Consider the following 26,061-nt stretch of genomic DNA (forward strand, 5'->3'; position numbering starts at 1 on the left):
ATTCGCGCAGACGACTTCGGGAACCGGCAGCGGCCCCGCAACCCGGTCTCCGCGCGTCCTGGGCCGGGACGGGTTCCGGGACGATGCTTCCTTCCGGTCACTGCCGCGGCCATGCCGAGTGCGGTAGGAAGGCGTACATGACCGATGATCAGCGACACGGCCGTCGACGGCAGGACCGCTCACGTGCGGCCCGTCTCGCGGGCATCTTCGTGGGGGCGCCGGCGGCCGGAGCGGGGTTCGGCGCAGCGACCTCCCTCGCCAACGCCGCCTCCCACGGCTACGCCGACCTCGAAAGCGAGGCCTACACCACCAGCGGGTGGTCGATCGCGGAAGTCGTGAGCGTGCTGCTGGACTCCGGCTGGGCGTGGGCGGGGTTGGCGGTCGCCGCGGGATGGTCGCTCGGCCGCGCCGGGGCGGATCGCCCCGCGGCACCGGCTCGGGCCGCCGCCGCGGGTGCGCTGGCCCTGCTCGCGGCCACGGCCGCCTACAGCGTGGCGGAGACCCTGCGCAGCGGCGGCCCCTTGTCCTCCTGGTACATGGCCGAGCCGCTCGTGTGGTGGGTCACCAGCGTCGTCTTCGGGGCGCCCCTGGGTGCCGTCGGCGCGTGCATCGCGCGTCCGGGAGTGATCGGCTTGCTCGCGAGACTGACCGTGCCGGTCGGCGCCGCCGTCCAGATGATCGTGCTTCCGCCCGGCAGGAACGAGGTGATCGCGGCCGTCGGCAAGACGATCGTGTGGGTCGCGGCTGCCGTGAGCATCGGTGTCGTCGTCATCCGCTTCCTCGGCGCGCAGCGGCGCCGGCGCTTCCCGGCGGCCGCGGAGTCGCCGTAGGGCGCCGGCGCCGTCCACCGCGCCGTCGAAGGCCACTGGGAGCACCCGTCCCCCACGGTGCGGCCGTGCCGTTCCCCGCCGACCCGGCGGCCGGCCCGGACGCCCGGGGATCCGCGGGCTCAGGCCAGGACGCAGTGGGTGCCGGAGAAGACGGTCGGCATGCACTTGTTGCAGTGGATGCACAGCGGGCGGGTGGCCGGTTCCGCCCGCATGCGGTTGAGGAGGTCGGGTTCGCGCAGCAGGGCGCGGGCCATGGCGACGAACTCGAAGCCCTCGGCCATCGCGCGGTCCATCGTGGCGCGCTCGCTGATGCCGCCCAGCAGCACCAGCGGCATCGTCAGCGCCGCCCGGAACCGGCGGGCGCTCTCCAGCAGGAACGCCTCCCGGTAGGGGTAGGCGCGGATGAACCGCCTGCCGACGAGCCTGACGCCCAGGCGGATCGGCCGGGGGAAGGCGGCGGCGAACTCCTGGATCGGCGCCTCGCCCCGGAACAGGTACATCGGGTTGAGCAGGGAGCTGCCCGCGGTCAGCTCCAGGGCGTCGAGGCCGCCGTCGCGCTCCAGCCACCGGGCCACCTGCAGGCTCTCGTCCAGCCAGAGCCCGCCGGGCACGCCGTCGTCCATGTTGAGCTTGGCCAGGATCGCGATGCGGTCGCCGACGGCCTCGCGGACGGCGCGGGCCACGCCGAGGGCGACCTTGGCGCGGTTGGCCAGGGACCCGCCGTACCCGTCCGCGCGCCTGTTGAGCCTCGGGCTGAGGAACGAGCTGGTGAAGTAGTTGTGGCCCATGTGGATCTCGACCGCGTCGAAGCCCGCCTCGACGGCCAGGCGCGCGGCGTCGGCGTGGGCGGCGGTGATGCGTTCGATGTCGGCGGCGGTGGCCCGGCGGATCCGCTGCATGGACAGGGGGCTGAACGAGGCGCTGGGCGCCAGGGCGGGCAGGCCGTTGGACTTGCCGTCGGCCACCGGGCCCGCGTGCCCGATCTGCGCCGAGACGGCCGCGCCCTCGGCGTGCACGGCCTCGGTGAGGCGGCGCAGACCGGGCAGGGCCTCGGGCCGCATCCAGATCTGGTCGCGCCCGGTGCGGCCCTCGGGGGCCACGGCGCAGTAGGCGACGGTCGTCATGCCGACGCCGCCGGCGGCGTGGCGCCGGTGGAAGCCGATGAGCTCGTCGCTCACCACGGCGCCCCTGGTCATGCCCTCGAAGGTGGCGGCCTTGATGACGCGGTTGCGCAGCGTGATCGGGCCGAGCTCGGCGGGTGCGAACACGTCGGGGACGGTCATGGGTGCTCCCGGGGGTCGGAAGTCCGGTTCGGCGGGCCGGTTCAGAGGGTCATCGGGGTGGGCATGGCGGCCTGGGCAGGTCCGGCCCGGAGCCGGCCGCCGCCGCGACGCCGCCCATGCCCGAAGCGGATCCGGTGCCGGCGAAGACTCCCCTCGGTCTCCCCTCCGTGTCGGCGCGCGGCCCGGGTGCGGCCGGTGGTCCTGACACAATTCAATCAGTGATTGATTTATAGTCGCGCAGCATGTGGTGAAATGACCAGGTGTCCGAGGGAACTTCTTCGACCCGTGACCGCCTGCTCGCCGCGGCCGAACGGCTCTTTTCGGCCAAGGACCCCGACCAGGTCTCGGTGCGGGCCATCAACGCCGAGGCGGGCCTGAACCCCGGGGCGGTCCACTACCACTTCGGGTCGCGCGAAGGACTCGTCGCGGCACTGCTGGAACGCGAACTGGTCCCGCTCTGGGCCGACCGCCTGGCGCCGATCGTCCAGCGCTCGGAGCGACCCGGCGAGACCGGGCCGTTCGCGGTCGCCGACCTGGTGGCGGCGCTCGTCCAGCCGTTCGAGGAGCTGGCCCGCACCGAGAAGGGCCGGATGCTCTGCCGCCTGCTGGCGCGCTCCGTGCTGCCCCGGTGGCGCATGCCGATCTCCTCGCCCTGGTTCAGCCCGGCGCCCTTCGAGGTCATGCTCGGCCGGGCCATGCCCGAACTGCCGGTGCGCGAGATCTCCGACCGCTGGCGCCTGGCCTTCACCCTGCTCCTGGAGATCTACGGCCACGCCTCCGGCCCGTCCTCCGACCGGCCCCCGGTCCCGCCCGGGACCGTCGTCGCCTTCATCACCGCCGGCCTCACCGCCCCCGCCCGCTGACGCCGACCGAGGTGTCCGCCGAGCACTCCCCCGTCCCTCCCCGGCTCGTCCGGGGAACCGGTCGACGATCCGAAGGAAGCCGCCCAGTGAACCTCGAGCAGAAGGCGTCCCTGCTGTCCGGCCGGGACATGTGGAGCACCAAGGCGGTGGGCGAGGTGCCCTCGGCCGTGCTCAGCGACGGCCCGCACGGCGTGCGCCGGCAGGTGGACGACGCCGACCACCTGGGCGTCCACCGGAGCCTGCCCGCCACCTGCTTCCCGCCCGCCGTCGCGGTGGGCTCCAGCTGGGACCCCGCCGTCGCGGGGCGCCTGGCCGCCGCGGTGGCCGCCGAGGCCCGCGCGCACGGCGTCCAGGTGGTCCTGGGGCCGGGCGTGAACATCAAGCGCTCGCCGCTGTGCGGACGCAACTTCGAGTACTACTCCGAGGACCCGCTGCTGTCCGGCGTGCTGGCCACCGCCCACGTGCGGGCCCTGCAGGCAGGCGGCGTCGGCGCGTCGGTCAAGCACTTCGCGGCCAACAACCAGGAGACCGACCGCATGCGCGTCAGCGCCGAGGTCGACGAGCGCACCCTGCGGGAGATCTACCTGCCCGCCTTCGAACGCGTCGTCACGCAGGCCCGGCCGGCGACGGTGATGGCCGCCTACAACAAGCTCAACGGCGTCTACGCCGGCCAGCACCCCTGGCTGCTGACCACGCTGCTGCGCCAGGAGTGGGGATTCGACGGCGTCGCGGTCTCCGACTGGGGAGCCGTCAACGACCGGATCGCCGCCCTGAAGGCCGGACTCGACCTGCAGATGCCCGGCAACCCCGCCGACGACGCGAAGATCGTGCAGGCCGTCCGCGACGGCTCACTGGACGAGGCGGTCGTCGACCGCTCCGCGGCCCGGGTGCGGGCCATGGCCGAACGCTGGCGGGCCGAGCCGGGTGGCTTCGACGCCGACGCCCACCACGCCCTCGCCCGCGAGCTGGCCGCCGAGTGCGCCGTGCTGCTGAAGAACGACCGTGCCGTGCTCCCGATCGGACCCGACGTCAGGACCATCGCCGTCGTCGGCCCGTTCGCCACCGAGCCGCGCTTCCAGGGCGGCGGCAGCTCCCGCGTCAACCCCACCCGGGTGGACGTCCCGCTGGAGGAGATCGGGAAGCTGGCCGGGGAGCGGACCGTCACCACCGATCCCGAGGGCGCCGACCTGGCGATCGTCTTCGCCGGGCTCGCCGACGCCGACGAGTCCGAAGGCTACGACCGGACCACCGTCGAACTGCCCGACGAGCAGGTGGAGCTGATCCGCGCCACCGCCGCCGCGGCCCGCCGTACCGCCGTGGTGCTGTCCAACGGCGGCGTCGTGTCACTGGAGGGCTGGCACGACGACGTCGACGCCGTCCTGGAGGGCTGGCTGCTCGGCCAGGCCGGCGGAGGCGCCGTGGCCGACCTGCTGTTCGGCGTGACCGGCCCGTCCGGGCGGCTGGCCGAGACCATCCCGCTGCGCCTGCAGGACACCCCCGCCTACCTGAACTTCCCCGGCGAGCAGGGCACCGTCCGCTACGGCGAGGGCGTCATGGTCGGCTACCGCCACTACGAGAGCGTCGGGCGGCCGGTGCGCTACCCCTTCGGCCACGGGCTCACCTACACCTCCTTCGCCGTCGGCGACCTGGCCGTGGAGGCCACCGGGGACGACAGCGCGCGCGCCCGCCTCACCGTCGCCAACACCGGCGGGCGGTACGGCAAGCACGTCGTCCAGCTCTACGTGGCCACCGCCGCCGGACCGGTGCGGCGCCCGGCCCGGGAGCTGCGCGCCTTCACCAAGGTCGCGCTCGGCCCCGGCGAGTCCACGACCGTGACCTTCGACCTGGACGCCCGCGCCTTCGCCTACTGGGACGTCGCCGAAGGCCGCTGGCTGGTGGCGCCCGGCGACTACACCGTGCAGATCGGCGAGAACGCCTCGGTGATCGTCGCCGAGAAGACCGTCGAGCTCGCCGGTGAGGCGGTCGCCAGGGAGCTGACCCTGGACTCCACCGTCGGCGAGTGGTTCGCGCATCCGGCCGTCGGGCCCGCGCTCATGGACCGGCTGACCGCGGGCATGACAGAGGAGCAGCGGGCGCGGGCCGCCGACCACGCCGACCTGCTGCGCATGGTCGAGTCACTGCCGATGCACCAGTTCCTGGGGTTCCTGCCCTCCCCCCTCCCCGAGGAGACCCTCACCGGGCTGATGGCCCTCAGCAGGCGCCGGGGCTGAGACGGCACACGCCTGCGGCGCCGCGGTGACCGGCGCGGGCGCCCCTCGGGCGTTCCCCGGACACCCGAGTCGCAGATCACCTGAATAATTACGAGACGTTGCCATTCGGCAGCACACCGTTACCATTGCATGGGGCCGGGAAGACCCTCCCGTCCTTCCCCCGGATCATGGAGTGCTGCATGGAGCGAACAGTCCTGGCCGCCGTCACCGAGCGCCCCGACGCCGATTCGGCGCTCGCCGAACAGATCCGCCGCGTGTGCGCGGTGATGGGCGAGCTCGGGCTCCAGGTGCGGTGGACCCACCGGGCCGAGGACGCCCTGGCGGTGGTCGGGTCGGACGCCTCGCTGACGGCGGTGCTGGCGGCATGGGACGCGCCGGGGGCCGAGGAGCTGCTGGGCGCGGTGGCCAAGCGGTTCCGCGGCCTGCCCGTCTTCCTGATGGCGCACGAGCAGGAGCTTCCGCTGTGGGTGTACGAAGTCATCCAGGGATACGTCTTCCCGTTGGAGGACACCCCGCAGTTCATCGCCGGGCGCATCGCCCACGCGGCCGACCAGTACGCCGAGAAGATCCTCCCACCGTTCTTCGGCGCCCTGCGGCGCCTCCAGGACCATCACCGCTACTCCTGGCACACGCCGGCGCACGCCGGAGGCGTGGCGTTCCTCAAGTCACCGGTGGGGCGGGCGTTCTTCGACTTCTACGGCGAGCGGCTGCTCCGCACCGACCTGTCCATCTCCGTCACCGAACTGGGCTCGCCGCTCGACCACACCGGCCCGATCGGAGAAGCCGAGCGCAACGCCGCCCGCGTCTTCGGTGCCGATCGCACGTTCTTCGTGGTCAACGGCAACTCCACCGCCAACCGCATCGTCGGGCACCACGCGATCGCCCGTGACGACACCGTCCTGGTGGACCGCAACTGCCACAAGTCGGTCCAGCACGCGCTGGCCATCAGCGGCGCCCGCCCGGTCTACCTCGTGCCCGAGCGCAACGGGCTCGGGCTGGCGGGTCCGATCCCCCCTGCCGCGCTGGAGGCTGAGGCGGTCCGCGCGCGGCTGGCCGCCCACCCCCTCGCCACCGGAGAGCCTGCGTACGCGGTGATCACGAACTCCACCTACGACGGGGTGTGCTACGACGCGGTGCGGGTCGGCGAACTGCTGGGCGCGAGCGTGCCGCGGCTGCACTTCGACGAGGCCTGGTTCGCCTACGCCCGGTTCAATCCGCTCTACGCCGGCCGGTACGGCATGGCGATCGACGAGCGCACGCTGCCCGGCCCGGACCGCCCCACCGTGTTCGCCACCCAGTCGACGCACAAGCTGCTGGCCGCCCTGTCCCAGGCGGCCATGCTGCACGTGCGTCCCGCGCGACGCGCGCCGGTCGACTACGACGCGTTCAACGAGACCTATCTCATGCACGCCTCCACGTCTCCGCTCTATCCGGTGATCGCCTCGCTGGACGTCGCGACGGCGATGATGGACGGCCCGTCGGGGCGCTTCCTCACCGGGGAGGCGATCGTCGAGGCGGTCCGGTTCCGGCAGGCGATGGTGCGGCTGGCCGGCCGCATCCGCGAGAACGGCCTGCGGCCCGGATGGTTCTTCGGCGTCTGGCAGCCCCCCGCGGTCACCGACCCGCACACCGGCCGGACCGTCCCGTTCGCCGACGCCGACCCGGCGCTGCTGTGCACCGAGCCCCGGTGCTGGACGCTGGAGGCGGGGGCCGACTGGCACGGCTTCGACGGGATGTCCGAGGGCTACTGCCTGCTCGACCCGGTCAAGGTGACGATCACCTGCCCGGGCGCCGACGCCGCCGCGGGCACGCTCGAGTGGGGCATCCCGGCCCGGATCGTGGCCGCATACCTGGAGCGGCGCGGCATCGTGGTGGAGAAGACCGGTGATCACACGTTACTGGTGCTGTTCTCCATGGGGATCACCAAGGGCAAGTGGGGCACGCTGATCGACGCGCTCACCGATTTCAAGAACGCCTACGACGACGACCTGCCCTTGGCGGAGCTGCTGCCCGGCTTCGGCCCGCCTGCGATCTCGCTGCAGGAGTTCTGCGGCCTGGTCCACGGGAAACTGCGCGACTCCGGGGTCGGGAAGCTCCTCGACCAGGTCTTCACCACCCTGCCCGAGCCGGTGTCGACTCCCGCCGACTGCTACCAGGCCATGATCCGGTCCCGCACCGAGCGCGTCCCCCTGGCCGACCTGCCGGGCCGGGTCGCCGCCGCCACGGTCGTGGTCACCCCGCCCGGGATCCCCATGCTGATGCCCGGCGAGGCGACCGGCCCGTCCGACGGCCCGCTGATGACGTACCTGCGGGCCCTGGAGGACTTCGACCGGTCCTTCCCCGACCTGGCCGCGGACATCCACGGCGTTCACCGTGACGGCGACGGCCGCTACCGGGTGGAGGTCGTCAAGGACTGAGCGTCCCGTCCCGCCCGCCACCGCCCTCTCAGCATTCCTCTTTTTCCGGAGAGTCGACTTCGTGTCATGCCGTGAACGTGTGCGTTCCCTCGTGGAGGCGCGGTCCTTCCAGCGGACCGTCATCGCCGTCATCCTGCTCAACGCCGCCACCATCGGCGCGGAGACCTCTTCGGTGCTGGTCGGCCACTTCGGCGGTTTCCTGCACGCCGTGGACCGGATCGCGCTGGCGGTCTTCGCCGTGGAGCTCGGGCTGCGCGTGTACGCCTACCGGGGGGCGTTCCTCAGGGATCCGTGGAACCACTTCGACACGGTCATCGTGGCCGTGGCGCTGATCCCCGCCGCAGGATCCGTATCCGTGCTGCGGGCGCTGCGGATCCTGCGGGTGCTGCGCCTGCTGTCGGCGGTGCCCAGCATGCGCAGGGTCGTCTCGGCGCTGCTGGAGGCCATCCCCGGCATGGTCTCCATCATCGGCCTGCTGGTGCTGGTCATGTACGTCTCAGGGGTCCTGGCGACCGAACTGTTCGGCCGGATCGCCCCCGGCTACTTCGCCGAGCTGCCCGTCTCGCTGTTCACCCTGTTCCAGATGATGACCGGTGACTCGTGGTCGGACATCACCCGCCAGGTGATGGCCGAGCGCCCGTGGGCGTGGGTGTTCTTCATCGGTTACATCCTGGCGTCCACCTTCGTGGTCCTGAACCTGTTCATCGCCGTCGTGGTCAACGCCATGGACGAGCAGACCACCTCCTCGGAGGAGCAGCACACCGACGACCAGCTCGCCACGATGCTGGCCGAGCTGGCCCGCCTGCACGCCAAGATCGACGCCATGCGGGCCGCCCAGGCCGTGCCGGCCGGCTCCCACGGGGACCACCCCGGCGACCGGCACGCGCCCGCCCCCGCGTCCCCGGAACCGGACGCCTGACCCGGCGTCCGGTTGCGGGGACGGCCGACCCGGCGGACGCCTTCCGGATGCGAGCCGGTCGGCGGGCCCGCCGGGGGCGGCCTCCGCGTCCCCGGCGGTGGGCGGCACCCGGATCACGCGCGCCCCCGGGAGGGCGGTCAGAGGTTCACTTCGACGCTCTCCAGGATGCCCAGGGCGTCGGGCACCAGGACGGCCGCCGAATAGTAGGCGGTCACCAGGTAGGAGATGACGGCGTGCTCGTCGATGCCCATGAAGCGCACCGACAGGCCCGGCTCGTACTCGTCGACCAGCCCGGTGCGGCGCAGCCCGACGACGCCCTGGTCCTTCTCCCCCAGGCGCATCACCATGATCGAGGTCAGGCCGCCGTCGCTGACCGGGATCTTGTCGCAGGGCAGCAGCGGCACGCCCCGCCAGCTCATGACCTTGGCGCCGTCGATCTCGGTGACGTCCGGGTACAGCCCTCGCCGGTTGCACTGCCGCCCGAAGGCGGCGATCGCCCTGGGGTGGGCCAGGAAGCAGTGGGAGCGGCGGCGCCGGCAGAGCAGCTCGTCGAGGTCGTCGGGGGTGGGCGGGCCGGAACGGGTGTGGATGCGCTGCTTGAGGTCGGCGTTGTGCAGCAGCCCGAACTCGCGGTTGTTGACCAGCTCGTGCTCCTGGCGCTCGCGCAGGGCCTCGATCGTCAGCCGCAGCTGCTGCTCGGTCTGGTTCATCGGCTCGTTGTACAGGTCGGCCACCCGGGTGTGGACCCGCAGCACGGTCTGCGCCGCGCTGAGCTCGTACTCGCGCGGGGCCAGCTCGTAGTCGACGAACGTGCCGGGCAGCACCGGCTCGCCGCGGTGGCCCGCGACCAGCTCGATCTCCGCCTCGCCGTACCGGTTGCCGGGCCGGGCGGGGGCGGGCCGGCGCAGATGGTCGCGGAGACCGCCATGGCTCCGGACGAGCTCCGCCAGGTCGGCGCGGGACAGCACGAGGACGGTGCTGGGCGTGAGGGTCCTGGCCGTGACCTCGCCGGGGCCGGTGAGGTCGCCCAGATGGTCGCCGTGGGCCAGGATCCGCGCGACCTTCTCGCCGCCGTACTCCCCGGCGGCGGTCACGGCGAGCTTGCCGTGCGCCACCAGGACGACCTGGCCGGGCGGCACCCTCCGGTCCGCGTCGAGGTCGTGCTGGACGAACCTCCCCGCCAGGGCGTCGAGCACCCGCCCGTCGCCGTAGCCGCGCAGCGAGGGCAGCTCGCGCAGCTCGTCCGGGACGACCGCCACCCGGGAACCGGTCGCGACGAAGCTCACCCTGCCGTCGCCGACGGTGAGGGTGAGCCGCCGGTTGACCCGGTAGGTGCCGCTCGTCTCGATCCACGGCAGCACCCTCATCAGGTGCCGAGGGGTGATCGCCCGCATCTGCGGCGGGGTCTTGGCCGTGGTCGCCAGGGTGCGGGCGGCCCGCGTGCCCAGGCTCAGCCGAGAGCCTCCGGCCGCCGGAGCGGTCACCGCGCACCCGCCCATCCGGTGGGGAACGCGGCCGGCGCCAGGGAGGCGATCCGCACCGTGGCGGTGCCGAGGCCGGTGGGGCCCTGTGTCCACCGCACCGCCGCGGGACGAGCCGGGTCGCCGCGGTAGCGCGGGGTCGTCCGGTGCCAGCGCAGGACGGACGCCATCCACCGCTGCAGGGCGGCCACGTAGCCGCCGACCGCCTCACGGGTGGGGGTGTCGGCCCCGGTCCTGTCGAGCAGGGCCGGCAGATCGACCGCGGTGACGTACTCGAACTGCTTGATCCGGGAGGTCATCAGGGCGTCGACGACCGCCATCGCCTCTTCGGGGCCGCAGCCGAGGAAGTTCTGCATGACCAGGACGCAGTTGTGCAGCTCGCCCTCGAACTGGATCTCCTTGCGGTAGGAGACCACGTCGTTGACCATGAAGGCGTAGTCCTGGGCGGCACCGGTCATGCCGAGGAGCTCACGGGTGCGGTGGAGCCCGGCGGGGACGCCCCGGCCGGGGGCGAGCCGGGTCAGGGCCACCGTCAGGTCGGAACCGAAGGTCTTGCGGCGCATCTCGATGTAGTCGACCGGGTCGGGCACCCGGTGCTGGGCCTGGTTGGCCAGCTCCCACAGCCAACTGTCGATCATGTCCTCGACCGCGGCGCGGAACGCTCTGCGCGACTCCGCCGGCATCGGCCCGGCGGTGCGCGGCCACAGGTCGGCCAGGCCCCGCTCCACCGCGTTGAGCGGGACGGGGACCGCGGCCGGGTCCAGCGGCATGAACCCCCGCAGGCGCCGGTTGAGGAGTTTGGCGCCGACCAGGTCGCGGGAGGCGCCGAAGACCCGGGGGTAGTAGTCGTCGGCGTAGGTGGCCCAGGTCAGCCAGTTCGTCACCGTGATCAGTTCCCCGGCCGGGGCGTCCGGGACGAAACCCGAGGCGCACAGCGCGCAGTCCAGCTCGGCGAGCTGGCGCTCGGTCCAGACGGGAACGGCCGGGATGCCGGGGACGGGGTCGAGGAAGCCCATCGCCGCGCCCCACGCCACGTCGGCCGCCCGGGCCTCCTCCAGGTGCGGGTTGTCGCGCAGCGCGAAGGGCATGTACGGCTCCGGCGGCCGTACCGTGACCTCCGCGTAGGGGATGTGGGTGTGGTTGCGCAGCCCTCCCGGGCCGGTCAGATGGGCCCGTGAGACGTTCATGCCGAGCACCCCGCCCGGGCGGCCCGTCTTGGTGTAGCGGCTGGAGGCGGTGTGCCAGGCGTGGCCGCCGGCCTGCCAGTCCTGCAGCCCTTTGACGTAGCGCAGGACGTGGTCCTGCTCGGCGGGCGAGACGCCCTCGTCGGTGAAGAGCGACGGCAGTTCGGTCAGCGCGGTGTGCTCGAACTGGTGCAGCCGCGAGGTGAGCAGGTCGTTGGTGATCTCCACCGCCCGCCGGGTGTCACAGCCGAAGAACCGCTCGCAGACCAGGACGCAGTTGGACAGCTCGCCCTCCTGCCGCACCTCCCGTTCGTAGGAGAACAGGTCGTTGCGCAGGTGCACGGCGTCGGCGAACGATTCGGTCAGCACGCGGACCGGCCTGCTGCCGGCGAGCCGGGCCGGCAGTTCGGCCCCTGCCGCGTGCTCGACCAGGGCGGCCGACCAGGGGGCGCCGCCCACCTTGCGGCGCTCCTCGATGTACTCGATCGGGTTGGACACCGCCTCGCGCTCGATGTGGAACAGCTCCCACATCGACTCCTGGATCAGGTCCCGGGTGACGCGGACGAACCGGTCGCGCCAGGCCGGCGACATCGCGGGCACGGTGCGCGGCCACAGGTCGGCCAGCCCCCGCTCGACCGGGTTGGCCGGTGCGGGCGGGGTATCGGCCATGAAGGCGTCGAGCCGGTCCAGGTAGGCCTGGGCGCCCTCGGCGTCCCGGCTTTTCTTGAAGGTCTCCAGGAAGTGGTCGTCGAAGTAGAACACCCAGACGTACCAGTCGGTGATCAGGTCCAGTTCGGCGGACGGGCAGTCGGGATGGGTGTAGGCGCACATCAGGCCGTAGTCCATGGCCTCCAGCCGTTGCTCGTCCCAGATGTCGGGGTCGTCGAGCATGCCCATGGCCGCCGCCCAGGCGTGGGTGTGCGCGCGTGCGGTCTCCAGGTGGGGGTTGAGGCGGGGAGGGTGGGGGAGGTAGAAGTCCGGCAGCGTGTACGAGGACATCAGGCGACCTCGACGCTCTCCAGGATGCCCAGGGCGTCGGGCACCAGGACGGCCGCCGAATAGTAGGTGGTCACCAGGTAGGAGATGATGGCGTGCTCGTCGATGCCCATGAAGCGCACCGACAGGCCCGGCTCGTACTCGTCGACCAGCCCGGTGCGGCGCAGCCCGACGACGCCCTGGTCCTTCTCCCCCAGGCGCATCACCATGATCGAGGTCAGGCCGCCGTCGCTGACCGGGATCTTGTTGCAGGGCAGCAGCGGCACGCCCCGCCACGCGGGTGCCTTCTGCCCGTTGACCTCCACGCTCTGCGGGTAGATCCCCCGGCTGTTGCACTGGCGCGCGAACGCCGCGATCGCCCTGGGGTGGGCGAACAGGACGGTCGGGTTCTTCCAGACGGTGGCGAGCAGGTCGTCGAGGTCGTCGGGGGTGGGCGGGCCGGAACGGGTGTGGATGCGCTGCTTGAGGTCGGCGTTGTGCAGCAGCCCGAACTCGCGGTTGTTGACCAGCTCGTGCTCCTGGCGCTCGCGCAGGGCCTCGATCGTCAGCCGCAGCTGCTGCTCGGTCTGGTTCATCGGCTCGTTGTACAGGTCGGCCACCCGGGTGTGGACCCGCAGCACGGTCTGCGCCGCGCTGAGCTCGTACTCGCGCGGGGCCAGCTCGTAGTCGACGAACGTGCCGGGCAGCACCGGCTCGCCGCGGTGGCCCGCGACCAGCTCGATCTCCGCCTCGCCGTAGGCGTTCCGGGGGCGGCCGGGGTCGTCCTGGGAGCGCCGGACGTGGGTGCGCAGGCTCTCCGACCGGTCGGCGAGCCGTTCGTAGGCGTCCCGGGCCAGGGCGAGCACCGTGCAGGCGGTGGTGGCCTTGACGGTGTGCTCCCACCGCGCGTCCGTGCTCACCAGCGCCTGCTCGCCGAAGTAGTCGCCGTCGGCGAGCACGCCGATGAGCGCCTGGCCTCCGTAGGGGCCGTCACCGAGCTTGTCGACCTTGCCGTGGGCCAGGAGGAAGACCTCGTCCACCGGGCGGCCCGCTTCCACGATCACCTGGCCGGGTTCGTACTCGCGCTGGACGAACTGCTCCGCCAGATCCGCCAGCACGTCGGCGTCGCCGTACCCCCGCAGCGGGGGGAGCTCGCACAGCTCGGCCGGGATGACCTTGACCTGGGCGCCGGTGGAGGTGAAGGTGACCCTGCCGTCGGCGATCTGGTAGGTGAGCCGCCGGTTGACCCGGTAGGCGCCGCCGACGGCCTCGACCCACGGCAGCATGCGCAGCAGGTGCCGCGAGGTGATCGCCTGCATCTGCGGCGGGGTCTTGGTCGTGGTGGCCAGGTTGCGCGCGGCCCTGGTGCCCAGGCTGAGCCGGTTGTCCTGAGGCTCGCCGGCGTCGCGGGTGCCGTCGGGCATGGTGGATTCGGTCATGTACACCATCCATTCCTGTCGATGACCGGTTTTCGGGGGCCGGGCCCGCCGTGGTGAGCGGAGCCCGGCGGGCAGGGGGGAGGTCGGGTCCTCCCGGGGGAGGGCGAGCGGCCGCACGTCGGTGCAGCCGTGTCCGGCCGGTCGCCGCAGAGGTCCGGTGACCGGGTGCGCGGGAGCGGGGGCACCGGAGCCGGCACCGATGGTCCGCACTCCGGCCGGCCACCGCTCCCGGACGTCGTCGTGTGGTCGGCCAGGTGTCCGCCCGTGCCGTGGGCGTTCCTCCTACAGGACCCGGTGGGTCAGCCGGTCGGCCAGCAGCGCCAGTGCTTCGCGTGCCCGTTCCGGGATCGTGCCCTCGCGCAGCGCCCCGAGGGCCCGGCCGACCCGCCGGGTGATCAGTTCTTCGACGTGGGCGAGCGCTCCGGTGTCCACGATGACCTGCCGCAGGACGGCCGCGTGCGGCTCGTCCAGGTCGGGGTTGCCGTGCCAGACGCGCAACCGGTCGCGTTGCGGGCCCGAGGCGTGGGCGAACGCGTATGCGATCAGCGCGGTCTGCTTCCCCTCCCGCAGATCGTCGACGACCGGCTTCCCGGTGACCGCGGTGTCACCGAAGACGCCCAGGACGTCGTCGCGGAGCTGGAACGCCTCGCCCAGCGGCAGGCCGAACCGGGAGTACGCGTCCAGCAGCGGCGGCTCGGCCCCGGCGAGCGCCCCGCCGATCTGCAGCGGCCGCTCGACGGTGTACTTGGCCGTCTTGTAGTGCGCCACCCGCAGGGCCTGCTCGACGCTCGCGCCCTCGCGCAGGCGCGCCAGGATGTCGAGGTACTGACCGGAGATCACCTCCGTCCGCATCCGGTTGAACAGCGACCGGGCGGCGTGCACGCGCTCGCTGTCCGCCTCGACCTCACCCAGCAGCTCGTCGGCCCACGCCTGGGCGAGCACTCCCAGCAGGACCGCCGCGGAGCGGCCGAAGTCCTGCCCCGCGGGCCGCGGATCGGAGCCGGCGAGGCCGCGGTGGACCGTCGGACGCCCTCGGCGCAGTTCGCTGCCGTCCATGACGTCGTCGTGCACGAGCAGGCCGGCGTGGCAGAGCTCCAACGCGGCGCCCGCACTGACCGCGGACGCCTCCTCGGACTCCTCGCCGCCGGCACCGTACCACCCCCAGTAGCACAGGATCGGCCGGATCCTTTTCCCGCCGTCCACCACGAAGTCCCGCAACGACCGGTATCCCTTGATCACGTCCGGGTCGTCGACGGGGGAAAGGTGCGAGTCCATGAATCGGACCAGCCGGTCGTCGACTTTTCTCCGCACCCGCTCGATGGTCCGGCCGATCGGCGCCTGTACGGCTTCCGCCGCCATGGGCAACTCCTCGCTGACGATTTCCGTTCCCATCCGGGAATCTAAACGAGGCTCCAGGAAATAGGAATACCCATTTCAACTTTAGGGAATTTTTCCTAAAAATGCATATTGATCACACATGGGGGGCGAGACCGATTTATAGGAGATGAGGGCGCATAGGATATTTATTCGCTTTCTAGCGCTTCATGTCTCCCGCAGTACCGTCCCCGCGCCGTAAGACGTGCCCGGGAAGGCCGGTGGCGGAGCACCCCGCGGCGTCGGCCCGCCCCGCCGGAGAACATCCGCGCCCCGGCGGCGGCTCCGCTGCCCCGGGAGCGGCGAGCGGACCGGACCGTGCGCAGCGGGGCGGCACGGGTGCCCGCGCGGACCCGGTGGGGGGACCCGCCTCGGAGCGCGCAGCGCGGGCGGTGCCTTTTTCCTCAGGTCGCTCCGGGACATCCGATAAGTCTTCCGTGGATATCCGTCGTCTGCGCGCGAGCCCGCCGTACGCCGTGTTCGTCGTCCTGCTGGTCGTCGCGCTGGGGTTCGCGGCTCAACGGCACATCACCGTCACCGCGTTCGACGAGGTCGAGGCCGACCGCGTCGCCCACGACGCGCAGCGGATCCGGATCGCCCTGGACTACGAGGTCCGCCTGCTGAGCGACTACGGTGCGACCAACTCCATGTGGGACAGTTCCTACACCGATGTGCGCACCGCCGATCGGGCCGCCTTCGAGACGGACTTCCCGCCCCAGTCCCTCCGGAGCATGTACGGCATCGACGGTGTCGTGGCGACCGCACCCGACGGCGCACCCCGGCTGGGTGGACTGGCCGGCCCGCAGACGGGTTACGCGCCGCTCCCCGCCGATCTGGCCGAGCCCTCGGCGCTGCGGCGGCTTTTCGACATCGACGCCGAGGCGGGGAAGGCGCGCTGCGGTGTCGTGCGGACGTCCGCCGTGCCGTTCCTGTACTGCGGCTTCGCCAGCTATCCCACCGACGGAAGCGGCGAGGCCGCGGGCGGCCTGATCTATCTGAAGGCCCTCGACCAGGCTCGGCTTTCGGCGCTCGGCGGGCAGATCGGCCTGCCGGTGAAGCTGAGCACCCGGGCGCGGCCGTCGGACGGCGGCTCCCTCACGCTCGGCGGCCTGCTGGGCGAGGTGAAGGTCACCACCCGCGTCGCCGGCGACGACCGGATCGATCTGAGCGTCGAGATCCCCGGCACGGACGGGACCCCGATCGTGATGGAGGCGGTGCGCGACCGGCCGATCCACGCGACGGCGACGGCGGCGCTGCGCGATGTGTTCCTGCTGACCGCACTGGCCGGGGCGCTGCTGGCCGGGGCGATGACGGTGATGGTACGGCGAGGCATCCGCCGGCAGGTCGAGCCGCTGCTGCGCACGGCCGAGGCCGCCATCGCCTCCGGCGATCGCCGTCTGCGCGTGGGTTCCGGCGCGGGCGGAGAGATCGGCGCCCTGGGACGGGCCATCGACACCATGCTCGAGGCGGTCGCCGCCCGTGACGAGGAACTGGAACGGGTCGACACCGCGCGGGAGGAGCACCTGCGGGCCACCTACGCCGAACGTCAGCTCAGCGAGCAGCAGGCCCGCCAGCGCGCCCAGGAGATGATCGCCGACAACGTCGCGACCGTCATGGGAGAACTGCGCACGGTGATCGGCAAGGCCGAGGACCTGCGCAGGACCGCCGACACCATCGACGAGCGCGTCAGCATGACCGACGCCATCACCGACCGGGTCGTCGGCCAGGCGCGGTGGGCCAACGAGACGGTGGCGCACCTGGAGGCGAGTCTGCGCAAGGTGGACGGCATCGCCCGCATAATCGCGCAGGTGGCCTCGCAGACCAACCTGCTGGCGCTCAACGCCACCATCGAGGCCGTCCACGCCGGTGAGGCGGGCAAGGGGTTCAGCGTCGTGGCGAACGAGGTCAAGGAACTGGCCACGTCCACGACCCGGTCGACCGGCGAGATCACCGCCATCGTCCGCTCGCTGGAGCAGAACGCCACGGCCATGGCGGATGCGCTGACCGCGATGACCGGCGGCGTCGACAGCCTGGGGCAGGCGGCCGCCCAGGTCGGCACCCTGACCCGGGAGCAGCACGCCAGCGTCGAGGGGGTCCGGCGGTACCTGGAGCAGGCCATGCGGCGGATCTCCGCCATGGCCGACCTCACCAACCAGCTGGAGCGCCGCAACGCCCCCCGAGCGCCGATCAGCGGCGCCACCCGGATCCACCTGGACGGCAAGGTCCATCCGGCCCACCTGATCGATGTGAGCAGCACCGGAGCGCACTGCTCCACCGGTCCGGACGTCCCGCTGGCCGCGGGGGACCGGGTGCAGGTCGACATCCCGCTGCCCGGCGGCGGCCCCGTACGGGCCGATGCCGAGGTCGTCCACTACCGCAGGCACGACGACGCCGCCGAGCTCGGGTTGCGTTTCACCGGCCTGCCGCCGGCCCTCGCCACCCGCATCCACCACTACGTCACGGCGTCCGCGCGGGATGCGGGCGGGCCCGGGGCCTGACACGGGGTCCCGCCCCGCGGCGCGGACACCGGTGGTCACGCGGTGAGCAGCACGCGGAAGGGCCGCCTCCTCGGGAGGCGGCCCTTCCGCCGGTCCCCGCCACAGGCCGGGCGCCCTCCCGCCGGGACCCGGGAGGACCGGGGCGTCACCGGCGCAGGCGGTTCTCGATGCGGGCCTGCTCGACCAGTTCCGCGTAAGCGTCGTGGTCATCGAGGTCCGACCGGTGCAGCATCGACACCGACCACGGGATCGGGCACGGCGGAGCATGGTCCGGATCCGGGCACAGCAGCCTGATGACGCGTTCCCTGACCTCTTCGGCCTGTTGCCGGGTGGCGTGGACGCCCAGGCGGATCTCCCAGACGCTCGGTTCCTCAGACATCATTCATCCGTCCTCACTGCAGGAGGGGGAGCGAGGTGACCCGCTCCCCTCACGAAGCCGCCTACCAGATGCGCTTCGTGTCGCAGTGCCGCTTGTAGTGGCCCTGCGGCACGGGGATGTTGCGGGCCGCGTCCTGAACGGCCGCTTCCTGGGTGTTGCCCGTGCCGTCGGCCCTGTCGTAGCCGACGACGTTGTTGTCGCTGATCCGGACGATCTGGCACTGCACCGTGGCGTGCCAGACCTTCAGGATCCCGGCTTCGGCCACCGGTGCCGCGGCGGGGGCGCCGGCCGCGGACGCGGCGGGTACGGCGAGTCCTCCGAGGGCGAGCGCCGCGGTGCCGGTGACGAACAGGCGGTGAAGGGGCTTCATGGTCGTTCCTTCCTGACTGGAGTGGACCGGAACACTGGGGTGGACCGGAACGCGCCGGGCCGCGGTGTCGGAAGATCACCGGTCCGGCGGCTTCTTCGACCCTCGCATCCGGCATCGCGGAATTCACCCTCTGGCAGGCCGGATGGCAGTGCGCCGTCAGTTGTCCGCCGACTGCCGCTCCCCGCCGGCGGCGGGACGTTCCGGGTCCGCGCGGTGAACCACGCAGCCGGCGGCCGCTACGTACAGGGCGTGACCACGATCGGCCGAGCAAAGGAGACACGGTGAACACCACGGCCGCCGCACCCGCCCCACCTCCGACGAGGCGACGCGACTCCCCCTCGCTGGCGAGCGTGGTGGGGACCGAGCTCATCCGCGGCAGACGCGGGTTCCTCGCCTGGTACCACCTCATCGCCCCCATGGTCATCACCGTTCCGCTCTTCCTCGGCGCCCTGGGGTCGCCCGAGGCGAAAGCGGGCCAGACCTTCGAGGTCTTCCGCAACGTGACGCTCGAGTTCTGGGGGGTGCTGGTGCCGATGACGGCGGGTCTGGCCGCGGCGCTGTCGGTCCGTGCCGACCAGGACGCCTGGCGCCTTCTCCTGTCGTACGGCGTGCCGCGCGGACGCTACTTCGTCGCCAAGGTGGTCGCGCTGGGCACCCTGGCCCTCGTCTCCTCCACCGTGCTCCTGGTGATGCTCTCCGCGGGCGCACTGATCACCGGGCGTTTCCCCGACGCCCTGGGGACGGTGGCGGCGGCGGTCTACCTGCCGTGGCTGGTGGGCCTGTCCATGACGGCCATGGCCGTACTGGTCGCGGTGCTGTGGGGCACGGGCCCCAGCGTCGGCGTGGGCGTCGCGGGCCTGCTGTGCGGGGCGCTCGTGTCGGACAAGGACTTCTGGTACGCCGTCCCCTTCGCCTGGCCGATGCGGGTGGTCCTGCCGCTGGCCGGGATCGGGCCCAACGGGGTTCCGCTGCCCGAGGGCAGCCCCGTGACCGACATGTCGGCGATCCCGCTCGCCGTGGCCCTGTCCGCCGTCCTCACCGCGCTCCTGCTGGTCGCCGGCAGCGTGCACATGAGCCGTAAGGAGATCTGACGATGAGCTCGCCGTTCCCCGGAACGCCGCAACCGCCTGCGGCCCCGGCACTCGTGATCCGCCGGCTGCACAAACACTACGGCGCGCACCGCGCTCTGGACGGTGTGGACCTCACGGCGGGCAGAGGGGAGGTCTACGGCCTGCTCGGGCCCAACGGCGCCGGCAAGACGACCCTCATGAAGGCGTTGCTGGGCCTGCAGCGGCCGACGTCGGGCGACATCGAGATCTTCGGCAGGGCGGTCGGGCGGGAGTCGCTGTCCGAGGTGGGTGCGCTGATCGAGGTGCCGGGACTGTGGCCGGCGCTGACCGGCGACGAGACGCTGAGGGTGCACGCCCGGCTGCGCTGCGTGCCCGAGGGGTGGATCGATCCGGCGCTGCGCCTGGTCGGGATGACCGGCGCCCGCACCCGGAAGGTCGGCACGTACTCCCTGGGCATGCGCTGGCGGCTGGGGATCGCCGTCGCCCTGCTGGCCAGGCCGCGGCTGCTCGTCCTGGACGAGCCCACCAACGGCCTGGACCCGGTCGGCATCCGGGAGATGCGCGGGATCATCCGCTCGCTGGCCGGCGAAGGCGTGACGGTGCTGATCGCCAGCCACCAACTGGCGGAGGTCGCCCAGGTCTGCGACCGGGTGCAGGTGCTGGTGGCCGGTCGCACCCGGTACGAGGGCTCCCTCGCGGGCCTCGCCGCCGACGGGGATGTGGAGGCGGGGTTCTTCCGGCTGCTGGAAGCCTCCGATGCCGGTGTCCGCTGACCCCCGCAGAGGACGGCGTACGGCCGCCCGTACCCGCGAGGAGGGGCGTACGGGCGGCCGGAGGCCTTCAGCCGGCGCGCGACACCGGCGGCCGGTTCAGGCCGAGCTCGGAGGCCAGGGCGATCAGCTCGGTGCGGCATCCGACGGCCAGGTCGTCGTACAGCCTCCGGATGCGGCGGTACATGGACCGTTCGGAGCAGTAGTAGCGCCGGGCGATCTCGGAGATGGTCATGGACGTGCACAGCAGCCGCGTCAGCTCCCTGTCGTACTCCCGGGGGAGCGGCTGCGAGGGTCGCTCCCCCGGCGCGCGGCCGGAGCGGGGGGACGCGCCCGGGTGCCGGGCGGAGTCCTGGTGCCGTGTCCCGCCCGCCGGACCGTGCCGTTCCGGCGGGTTCCCCCGGGCGGCGCCGTGTTCCGCGGGGACGGCCTGCAGCGGGGTGGCGGTGTCGGTGGGAGCCGTCATGCAGTGCGTCCGCAGCAGCCCGTACAGCATGTCGCTCTGGCTCTCGCCGGGTATGGCGAGATTGAGCACGAAATTCGCGCCCGAGCGGATCGCGTCGTAGGTCTGGAATCCCGAGACGTCGGTGGTGACCGCGATGAGCAGGGCCAGCGGGTTCCGTACGCGCAGGGTGCGCAGTCCCTCGGCCTGGAGCTCGCTGGTGACCGGTGTCAGCAGCGGGAGGTCGAGTGACTCGTCGGACGCGGCGAGGTCCTCACTGTCGACGAAGTCGACGTGGTCCAGGCCGGAGCGGATCGTGTTGAGGGAGGTGTTCGGTGAGTCGAAGTGGGCTTTCAGCCCGGAGTGGGCCAGGACGTTGAGTTCGACAGCCTGCGAAGCGTGCCGGCGCAATGCGGTCCCCCGTGAGTTCGGTGATCATCATTGTCGGGCCGATTCCTTGATCACGTTCGTGGTTCGTGCGCGTACCTCTCCGCTCCCGGTCATCGGGCGAACCGGCAGAGCTTCATGGTCCTGCTGAGCAGCGGGCCGAGACTCACCTTGCCGCCGCCCTCACCCGACAGGCGCACCGGGTCGACGGCGGCGTAGCCGGCTTCCCGGGCGCGCTCGTTGAGCGCGTACGTCGTGCCGTCGGGGGCGGTGAAGACGGCGCGGTCCCCGTCGCGGCACTCGGCGGTGCCGTGGTCGACCGTCAGCGGCCAGGTGTAGCCGAAGTTCCGCTCGCTCACCTGCTGCGCGGCCGCGGTGGGGCTGGGCAGCGCCACGGGTTCACGGGTGGCGGGATCGGCCTGCCCGCTGCCGCCGCAGGCGGTCAGGAGCAGTGCCGCCCCCGCCAGGATCGGTGCCGCGGCGGCGGCGCGAGCAGAGGCGGTGGCGGGACGCCGATGTTCGTCGGTCATTCGTCGGTCCTTTCACTGGTGGAGTGCGGTGGTGGACGGCCGGGCCGCGCCGTCGGCGGCGAGCAGGGCGGCGTAGCCGTCCTCCAGCGACGGTGCGATCGGACGTGCCCCCGCCGGTGGGACGGCGGTGACGATGCGGTACTCGGAGCCCTCGGCGGTCGTCACCGCGCTCACCACCTCGGCGCCGGGCGGCGGGCCGCCTGCGGGACCGGCGGCTTTCCAGAGGTAGGTGTAGCCCGCGGCCTGGTTGACCAGGGCGGTGGTGGCGTCGTGGAAGAGCAGGCGGCCGGCGGCCAGCACCGCCACCTCGGGGCAGGTCTGCGCGACGTCGTCGAGGATGTGCGTGGACAGCAGCACGGTGCGGCCGCGGCCCAGCCCGGCCAGCAGGGTACGGAAGCGCATCCGCTCGTGCGGGTCGAGACCGGTGGTGGGCTCGTCCACGATCAGCACGGACGGATCTCCCATCAGCGCCTGGGCGATGCCGACCCGCCGCTTCATACCGCCGGAGAACCCGGCCAGCCGCTCGTCGGCCCGCTCCTGCAGACCGACCTCGGCGATCCGCTCGTCGACCTGGCGGCGGCGCTCACGCCTGTCGTCGATGCACTTGAGCACCCCGATGTAGTCGAGGAACTCCCGTGCGGTCAGATCGGGGTAGAGGGACAGTTCCTGCGGCAGGTAGCCCAGGGTGTGCTTGAGGGCGGTGAGTCCCGCGCCGGTCGACAGGTCATGGCCGGCGACGACCACCCGGCCGGAGGTCGGGCGCAGCACACCGGTCAGGATGCGCAGCAGGGTGGTCTTGCCCGCGCCGTTGGCGCCCAGCAGACCGACGGTGCCGCCGCCGATGTCGAGGTCGACGCCGTCCAGCGCACGGCGTCCTCCGGAGTACACCTTCGTCAGCCGCTCGGTGGTGATGGTCATTGGATCTCCTTGGGAGGAAGGCTCCGCTCTGCGGCGCAGGCGGCGGTCAGGCCGCCGCGTGTCGCCGGACGCGGGCGGCGAAGTGGCCGAGCGCGTAGCAGACCACGGCCATGGCGAGGATGAGCGCGACGTTCAGCAGGGCGGTCGCGTCGCCGACCGCGGGGCGCAGCGCTCCCGTGCCCTGCCGTGCCGCCCACACCTCCGGTGCGTGCGCCCAGGCGACCAGGGGGTATCCGGCGAGCGGCGACAGGACGGTGCCCGTCGCGGTGGGCACCGGGGAGAAGACCGGCGGGAAGTGGCAGGCCCACAGCCACACCACGACCGTGGCGGCGCGTGCCGCGGCCACGGGCAGCAGGACGCCGAGGAGCCCGGCGAACGCCGTGACGAGCAGCGCCGCCGGCAGAACGGCGGTCACCAGGGAGACCAGCGCCGAGCCGAGGGGTGCCGCGGAGCCTTCGACGACGGAGACCACCACCGCGTACAGCAGGAGGAGCGCGGCGACCGGTGCCAGCGCGGTCAGCAGCGGACCGGCCAGGGATCCGGCCGTACGGGGCAGCGGCCCGGTCGGGGTGGTGGCCAGCAGCTCGGGCATGCCGCGCGATTCGGAGGCGCGGCGCAGCCGGTCGGTGAGCGCGAGCCCCACCCCCAGGGTGCAGAAGGTGTTGACGAGCACCGCGGCGGCGCCGAGCCGGGCCGCCGGGTCGCCGTGGCCGGTCACGGCGGGCCAGGTCGCGGACAGCAGCAGGCTGAGCAGCGCCAGAGGCAGCACCGCGCCCCACACGACCGGGCGGCGGACCGCCATCAGGGCCTCGTACCTCAAGATCCACAACAGCGCGGTCATCACGCCTCCCCGATGCCGTGGTGGGGGCCGGTCCCCCGGCCGAGCCGGTCGCCGGCCCGGCCGTGGCGGCCGAACTCCCGCAACGCCAGAGCGGCCAGCCAGATGCCGGTCGCGGACGCGGGCAGCGCCTGCGCCAGTCCTGCGGGCACCACCCGGTCCAGCAGGAGCAGCTTGGCGAGGACCGCGGCGACGACCAGGCCGGTGGCGGGCGCGGCCGACGCGAACCGGGCCGTCGCCAGCATCGCACCGCCCGACAGCAGCACGGCCAGGCCGGCCATCTCCAGGAACACGGTCGCGGGATCGGAGAACCGCCCGGTGAGCGTCACCGATGCCGCCAGCGCCAGGGCCGCCGCCGCCGCGACGGCCCCCGGCCAGGCCAGGCGGCGGGTGACCGTGCGCGGATAAGCGGTGGGCAGCGACAGGTGCAGCTCCAGCATCGGCTCGCGGGCCACCACCGCCGCGCAGGCCAGCGCCGTGGCGGCGGGCAGAGCGCAGCTCATCAGCGAACGTCCGAGCAGCATGCCCGCGCCGGGGCCCGCGGCCACCGCCGCGTAGGCCAGGAGCGCCGCGAGGACCGGCAGGGCGAACGCCTGCCTGCCGCAACGGCGGACCTCGTGTCTCCACCACGTCGCAGTGGTCATGTCGTGGCCTTCCCTGGTCGGTCGCGGCCGGGCGACGTCCCTCGTGGAGGAACCCCGCTTCCGCCCGGTCGGCGTCCTGCCTTCCGGTACCTGGTACGTAGCGGTCCGCAGAGCCGTGGTTCACGATCCGGGCGAGAAATCCTCCCGTGCGGGCGGCGGCCGGCGGCAGGGCTTCCGGGAGACCCGGCGGGCCGATCGGCGTACGGACCCCGCCGCCGGCCGGGGCTCGCGTCAAAGCCGGTCGGAGCCGTCCGCCGAGCGCGGCGACCAGGCGGCGGAGGCCGTCCCGGTGAGCGATCGCATGGCGCCGGCGGCCCATCCCAGCAGGGCTGCGGCCAGGACCAGCGTCCACGGGGTCGTCGACGTCAGCATGCCGAGCAGGCCGTCGACCGGGGTGGCGAACAGGCCCTCGGGCCCGCTCACCACGCCCAGCACCCACAACGCGCCTCCCGCCGCCGCGCCCGCGGCCGGAGCGATCCGCACCGACAGCGCCAGGGCCAGGGACGCGGCCAGCAGCGCCTCACCGAGCCAGCTCGACACCACGCCCCACCAGCCCGGCCCGTCCACCAGCGTCGAGCAGATCATGGCCAGCACCACGTCGGCGCAGAGCACCACCGTCATCCGGCCCAGGAAAACCACCGTGGGCGAGATCGGCAGGGTGAACAGCAGCTCGCGCCGGGGGTCGCGCCGCGGCGAGGCCGCCGTCAACGCGCCGAACAGCACGACCAGCACCGCCACCGCGCCGAACAGGCGCAGCCCGAACCGCTCCTGCACATGGGCCAGCAGCGTCGCGCCGGCGAAGCCGGCGGCGCTCAGCGGGATCCAGGATCGGGGCATCAGCACGGCCTGCCCCGTCACCAGCTGCCACGCCGTCCGCCAGGGACGGTTCGCGCGACGGGCACGCCCGGACGCGGCCGTCGCGGCGACGGCGGAGAAGGCCGCCGACGGCCGCGTGCCCGCCTCGGCGCCCGCCAGCGCCGGTCCCAGCAACAGGTCGAAGGGCGGCAGGGCGGCGGCCTGCTCGGCCGCCTCCGTGCGCATCACCGAGGCGACGTCCCGCCACAGCGCCAGTCTCCTGCGGCAGTCGGAGCAGTCGTCCAGGTGCCGCTGACCCCGGCCGTCCGGCCCGGTCCGCGCGAGACGCGCCAGGACGTCGTCTGGGCAGTGTTCCGTCATCGTCGTCCCGATCCTTCCAACCGCGCAGCGGCGATCATGTTGCCCAGCCGCCTTCGCGCGTGGGACATCCGGCTCTTGACCGTGCCCACCGGGATGGACAGCACGGTGGCCACCTCCGGGTAGGCGAGTTCCTCGACCAGCACCAGCGCGAGGACCTCGCGGAGATGCTCGGGCAGGGCGTTGACGGCCGACAGGAGCTCCGTGTGCTCGGCCTCCCGCACGAGCCGGTCCTCCACGCCCGGCTCGGGGTCGGGCACGTCCTGCACCTCGGCCAGGTCCGCGGGCTGGAGCCGGGGCCTGCGCAGCTGGTTGTGGGCCTGCCGCCGGGCCACGCCCATGAGCCATCCCCGTACGGAGGACTCGCCGCGGAAGCCCTCCGCCGAGCGCCACACCGCCAGCCACGTCTCCTGCAGGATCTCCTCGGCCACACCGTGGTCGGAGGTGAGCCTGCGGATGAGGCGGAACATGGCGGCGGCGTGCCTCTCGTACAGGGCGCGCAGAGCCGTCTGGTCGCCGCGGGCGACGGCGGTGAGTAAATCCTCGTCCGGACACACGCCATGTACGTATCCGGAAAACCGCGATCGGTTCACGGTTCACGCCCGGCCGTTCTCCCCGCGCCCTCCGTCCTGCCACCCCGTCTGCCGACGGGTCCTGCCACCGCTCCGGCTCCTGCCGATCCGGCCGCAGGTCATCGTCCTGCCACGTCGGAGCTGCCGGCACTGACAGCACTGCCAATGCGGACCAAAAGCATTGATAAGTCAGGAATGCCCATGATTGCGTGATTTACGGAACGCAATCCGCGAACACCTGTTCGATTATTCGAAGGAGTAATCATGGGAATCAGTTCCCCGGCCCTGCCGCAGAACACCGCCGACCTGTTCCAGCTGGACCTGGAGATCGGCGTGGAGCAGTCCCTGGCCAGCCCGGCCATCACCAGCGTCTCGTGGTGCACCCCGGGCTGCACCAGTGAAGGCGGCGGCTCCGGCTGCAGCCACTGCTGCTGACCGCACCCGCACACGCCCGTGGGGCCGGGCACCCGCCCG

General features: G+C 72.7%; 23 protein-coding genes. 9 read left to right on the plus strand and 14 right to left on the minus strand.

The window, feature by feature from the left end:
- Positions 1-137 precede the first annotated feature (137 nt).
- Positions 138-830 (plus strand): hypothetical protein, encoded by a 693-nt coding sequence (locus tag ABD823_RS15205; RefSeq protein WP_344859981.1) that lies wholly within the window; start codon positions 138-140, stop codon positions 828-830.
- Between the two features lie 119 nt (positions 831-949).
- On the opposite strand, the gene ABD823_RS15210 is transcribed toward ABD823_RS15205, so the two are convergent.
- The gene (locus tag ABD823_RS15210) at positions 950-2,113 is read right to left on the minus strand and encodes an NADH:flavin oxidoreductase (protein WP_344859983.1); all 1,164 of its coding nucleotides are present in this window, start codon (positions 2,111-2,113) and stop codon (positions 950-952) included.
- Positions 2,114-2,373: 260 nt separating this feature from the next.
- On the opposite strand from ABD823_RS15210, the gene ABD823_RS15215 reads away from it, so the two are divergent.
- The 4 genes from ABD823_RS15215 to ABD823_RS15230 all read left to right on the plus strand — a co-directional run bounded on the left by ABD823_RS15215 (position 2,374) and on the right by ABD823_RS15230 (position 8,543).
- The gene (locus ABD823_RS15215; protein WP_344859985.1) at positions 2,374-2,976 is read left to right on the plus strand and encodes a TetR/AcrR family transcriptional regulator; all 603 of its coding nucleotides are present in this window, start codon (positions 2,374-2,376) and stop codon (positions 2,974-2,976) included.
- 86 nt (positions 2,977-3,062) lie between these two features.
- Positions 3,063-5,207, plus strand: a complete 2,145-nt coding sequence (locus tag ABD823_RS15220) for a glycoside hydrolase family 3 C-terminal domain-containing protein (protein WP_344859987.1) — start codon at positions 3,063-3,065, stop codon at positions 5,205-5,207.
- A 179-nt stretch (positions 5,208-5,386) separates the two neighbouring features.
- Positions 5,387-7,624: an Orn/Lys/Arg family decarboxylase gene (locus ABD823_RS15225; protein ID WP_344859991.1), complete on the plus strand. Its 2,238-nt coding sequence runs from the start codon at positions 5,387-5,389 to the stop codon at positions 7,622-7,624.
- 79 nt (positions 7,625-7,703) lie between these two features.
- Positions 7,704-8,543, plus strand: coding sequence for an ion transporter (locus ABD823_RS15230; protein ID WP_344859993.1), 840 nt, complete (start codon positions 7,704-7,706; stop codon positions 8,541-8,543).
- Positions 8,544-8,680: 137 nt separating this feature from the next.
- On the opposite strand, the gene ABD823_RS15235 is transcribed toward ABD823_RS15230, so the two are convergent.
- The 4 genes from ABD823_RS15235 to ABD823_RS15250 form a co-directional block, all read right to left on the minus strand.
- Positions 8,681-10,027 carry a family 2B encapsulin nanocompartment shell protein gene (locus tag ABD823_RS15235; RefSeq protein ID WP_344859995.1) on the minus strand — a complete coding sequence of 449 codons (1,347 nt, stop codon included), beginning with the start codon at positions 10,025-10,027 and terminating at the stop codon, positions 8,681-8,683.
- A complete protein-coding gene (locus ABD823_RS15240; RefSeq protein ID WP_344859997.1) occupies positions 10,024-12,207 on the minus strand; it encodes a terpene synthase family protein in 2,184 nt (727 codons plus the stop codon). The genes ABD823_RS15235 and ABD823_RS15240 overlap by 4 nt, the downstream gene beginning before the upstream one ends.
- Positions 12,207-13,622 (minus strand): family 2B encapsulin nanocompartment shell protein, encoded by a 1,416-nt coding sequence (locus ABD823_RS15245; RefSeq protein WP_344859999.1) that lies wholly within the window; start codon positions 13,620-13,622, stop codon positions 12,207-12,209. The genes ABD823_RS15240 and ABD823_RS15245 overlap by 1 nt, the downstream gene beginning before the upstream one ends.
- Before the next feature lie 282 nt (positions 13,623-13,904).
- Complete coding sequence (locus ABD823_RS15250) at positions 13,905-15,014, minus strand: polyprenyl synthetase family protein (protein ID WP_344860001.1); 1,110 nt, start codon at positions 15,012-15,014, stop codon at positions 13,905-13,907.
- Positions 15,015-15,433: 419 nt separating this feature from the next.
- On the opposite strand from ABD823_RS15250, the gene ABD823_RS15255 reads away from it, so the two are divergent.
- Complete coding sequence (locus ABD823_RS15255) at positions 15,434-17,494, plus strand: methyl-accepting chemotaxis protein (protein WP_344860003.1); 2,061 nt, start codon at positions 15,434-15,436, stop codon at positions 17,492-17,494.
- 145 nt (positions 17,495-17,639) lie between these two features.
- Here ABD823_RS15255 and ABD823_RS15260 read toward each other — a convergent pair whose 3' ends face one another.
- Together ABD823_RS15260 and ABD823_RS15265 are read right to left on the minus strand one after the other, a co-directional pair.
- The gene (locus ABD823_RS15260; protein WP_344860005.1) at positions 17,640-17,873 is read right to left on the minus strand and encodes a hypothetical protein; all 234 of its coding nucleotides are present in this window, start codon (positions 17,871-17,873) and stop codon (positions 17,640-17,642) included.
- 61 nt (positions 17,874-17,934) lie between these two features.
- Complete coding sequence (locus ABD823_RS15265; protein ID WP_344860007.1) at positions 17,935-18,243, minus strand: hypothetical protein; 309 nt, start codon at positions 18,241-18,243, stop codon at positions 17,935-17,937.
- 281 nt (positions 18,244-18,524) lie between these two features.
- Here ABD823_RS15265 and ABD823_RS15270 point away from each other — a divergent pair, with 281 nt between their 5' ends.
- Together ABD823_RS15270 and ABD823_RS15275 are read left to right on the plus strand one after the other, a co-directional pair.
- Complete coding sequence (locus tag ABD823_RS15270) at positions 18,525-19,334, plus strand: lantibiotic immunity ABC transporter MutE/EpiE family permease subunit (protein WP_344860009.1); 810 nt, start codon at positions 18,525-18,527, stop codon at positions 19,332-19,334.
- A 2-nt stretch (positions 19,335-19,336) separates the two neighbouring features.
- Positions 19,337-20,086 carry an ABC transporter ATP-binding protein gene (locus tag ABD823_RS15275; RefSeq protein WP_344860011.1) on the plus strand — a complete coding sequence of 250 codons (750 nt, stop codon included), beginning with the start codon at positions 19,337-19,339 and terminating at the stop codon, positions 20,084-20,086.
- Positions 20,087-20,153: 67 nt separating this feature from the next.
- Here ABD823_RS15275 and ABD823_RS15280 read toward each other — a convergent pair whose 3' ends face one another.
- The 7 genes from ABD823_RS15280 to ABD823_RS15310 form a co-directional block, all read right to left on the minus strand.
- The gene (locus tag ABD823_RS15280; RefSeq protein WP_344860013.1) at positions 20,154-20,936 is read right to left on the minus strand and encodes a helix-turn-helix domain-containing protein; all 783 of its coding nucleotides are present in this window, start codon (positions 20,934-20,936) and stop codon (positions 20,154-20,156) included.
- 89 nt (positions 20,937-21,025) lie between these two features.
- Complete coding sequence (locus ABD823_RS15285; protein ID WP_344860014.1) at positions 21,026-21,442, minus strand: DUF2511 domain-containing protein; 417 nt, start codon at positions 21,440-21,442, stop codon at positions 21,026-21,028.
- 12 nt (positions 21,443-21,454) lie between these two features.
- The gene (locus tag ABD823_RS15290; RefSeq protein WP_344860015.1) at positions 21,455-22,360 is read right to left on the minus strand and encodes an ATP-binding cassette domain-containing protein; all 906 of its coding nucleotides are present in this window, start codon (positions 22,358-22,360) and stop codon (positions 21,455-21,457) included.
- Between the two features lie 46 nt (positions 22,361-22,406).
- Positions 22,407-23,201, minus strand: coding sequence for a hypothetical protein (locus tag ABD823_RS15295; protein WP_344860017.1), 795 nt, complete (start codon positions 23,199-23,201; stop codon positions 22,407-22,409).
- Positions 23,201-23,842, minus strand: a complete 642-nt coding sequence (locus ABD823_RS15300; RefSeq protein WP_344860018.1) for a hypothetical protein — start codon at positions 23,840-23,842, stop codon at positions 23,201-23,203. Before ABD823_RS15300 ends, ABD823_RS15295 begins: the two co-directional genes overlap by 1 nt.
- A 231-nt stretch (positions 23,843-24,073) precedes the next feature.
- Positions 24,074-25,018 carry a hypothetical protein gene (locus ABD823_RS15305; protein WP_344860019.1) on the minus strand — a complete coding sequence of 315 codons (945 nt, stop codon included), beginning with the start codon at positions 25,016-25,018 and terminating at the stop codon, positions 24,074-24,076.
- Positions 25,015-25,572: an RNA polymerase sigma factor gene (locus ABD823_RS15310; RefSeq protein WP_344860021.1), complete on the minus strand. Its 558-nt coding sequence runs from the start codon at positions 25,570-25,572 to the stop codon at positions 25,015-25,017. The genes ABD823_RS15305 and ABD823_RS15310 overlap by 4 nt, the downstream gene beginning before the upstream one ends.
- A gap of 279 nt (positions 25,573-25,851) precedes the next feature.
- Here ABD823_RS15310 and ABD823_RS15315 point away from each other — a divergent pair, with 279 nt between their 5' ends.
- Positions 25,852-26,022 (plus strand): gallidermin/nisin family lantibiotic, encoded by a 171-nt coding sequence (locus ABD823_RS15315; protein WP_344860022.1) that lies wholly within the window; start codon positions 25,852-25,854, stop codon positions 26,020-26,022.
- The last annotated feature ends 39 nt before the right edge of the window (positions 26,023-26,061 follow it).

The sequence above is a fragment of the Planomonospora alba genome (assembly GCF_039534085.1).
Classification (GTDB): domain Bacteria; phylum Actinomycetota; class Actinomycetes; order Streptosporangiales; family Streptosporangiaceae; genus Planomonospora_B; species Planomonospora_B alba.

Coding starts and splice junctions, on each gene's coding strand:
- ABD823_RS15205 (WP_344859981.1), top strand. CDS start 138: ATGACCGATGATCAGCGACACGGCCGTCGACGGCAGGACCGCTCACGT.
- ABD823_RS15210 (WP_344859983.1), bottom strand. CDS start 2,113: ATGACCGTCCCCGACGTGTTCGCACCCGCCGAGCTCGGCCCGATCACG.
- ABD823_RS15225 (WP_344859991.1), top strand. CDS start 5,387: ATGGAGCGAACAGTCCTGGCCGCCGTCACCGAGCGCCCCGACGCCGAT.
- ABD823_RS15240 (WP_344859997.1), bottom strand. CDS start 12,207: ATGTCCTCGTACACGCTGCCGGACTTCTACCTCCCCCACCCTCCCCGC.
- ABD823_RS15245 (WP_344859999.1), bottom strand. CDS start 13,622: ATGACCGAATCCACCATGCCCGACGGCACCCGCGACGCCGGCGAGCCT.
- ABD823_RS15250 (WP_344860001.1), bottom strand. CDS start 15,014: ATGGGAACGGAAATCGTCAGCGAGGAGTTGCCCATGGCGGCGGAAGCC.
- ABD823_RS15260 (WP_344860005.1), bottom strand. CDS start 17,873: ATGTCTGAGGAACCGAGCGTCTGGGAGATCCGCCTGGGCGTCCACGCC.
- ABD823_RS15265 (WP_344860007.1), bottom strand. CDS start 18,243: ATGAAGCCCCTTCACCGCCTGTTCGTCACCGGCACCGCGGCGCTCGCC.
- ABD823_RS15275 (WP_344860011.1), top strand. CDS start 19,337: ATGAGCTCGCCGTTCCCCGGAACGCCGCAACCGCCTGCGGCCCCGGCA.
- ABD823_RS15285 (WP_344860014.1), bottom strand. CDS start 21,442: ATGACCGACGAACATCGGCGTCCCGCCACCGCCTCTGCTCGCGCCGCC.
- ABD823_RS15290 (WP_344860015.1), bottom strand. CDS start 22,360: ATGACCATCACCACCGAGCGGCTGACGAAGGTGTACTCCGGAGGACGC.
- ABD823_RS15295 (WP_344860017.1), bottom strand. CDS start 23,201: ATGACCGCGCTGTTGTGGATCTTGAGGTACGAGGCCCTGATGGCGGTC.
- ABD823_RS15300 (WP_344860018.1), bottom strand. CDS start 23,842: ATGACCACTGCGACGTGGTGGAGACACGAGGTCCGCCGTTGCGGCAGG.
- ABD823_RS15305 (WP_344860019.1), bottom strand. CDS start 25,018: ATGACGGAACACTGCCCAGACGACGTCCTGGCGCGTCTCGCGCGGACC.
- ABD823_RS15315 (WP_344860022.1), top strand. CDS start 25,852: ATGGGAATCAGTTCCCCGGCCCTGCCGCAGAACACCGCCGACCTGTTC.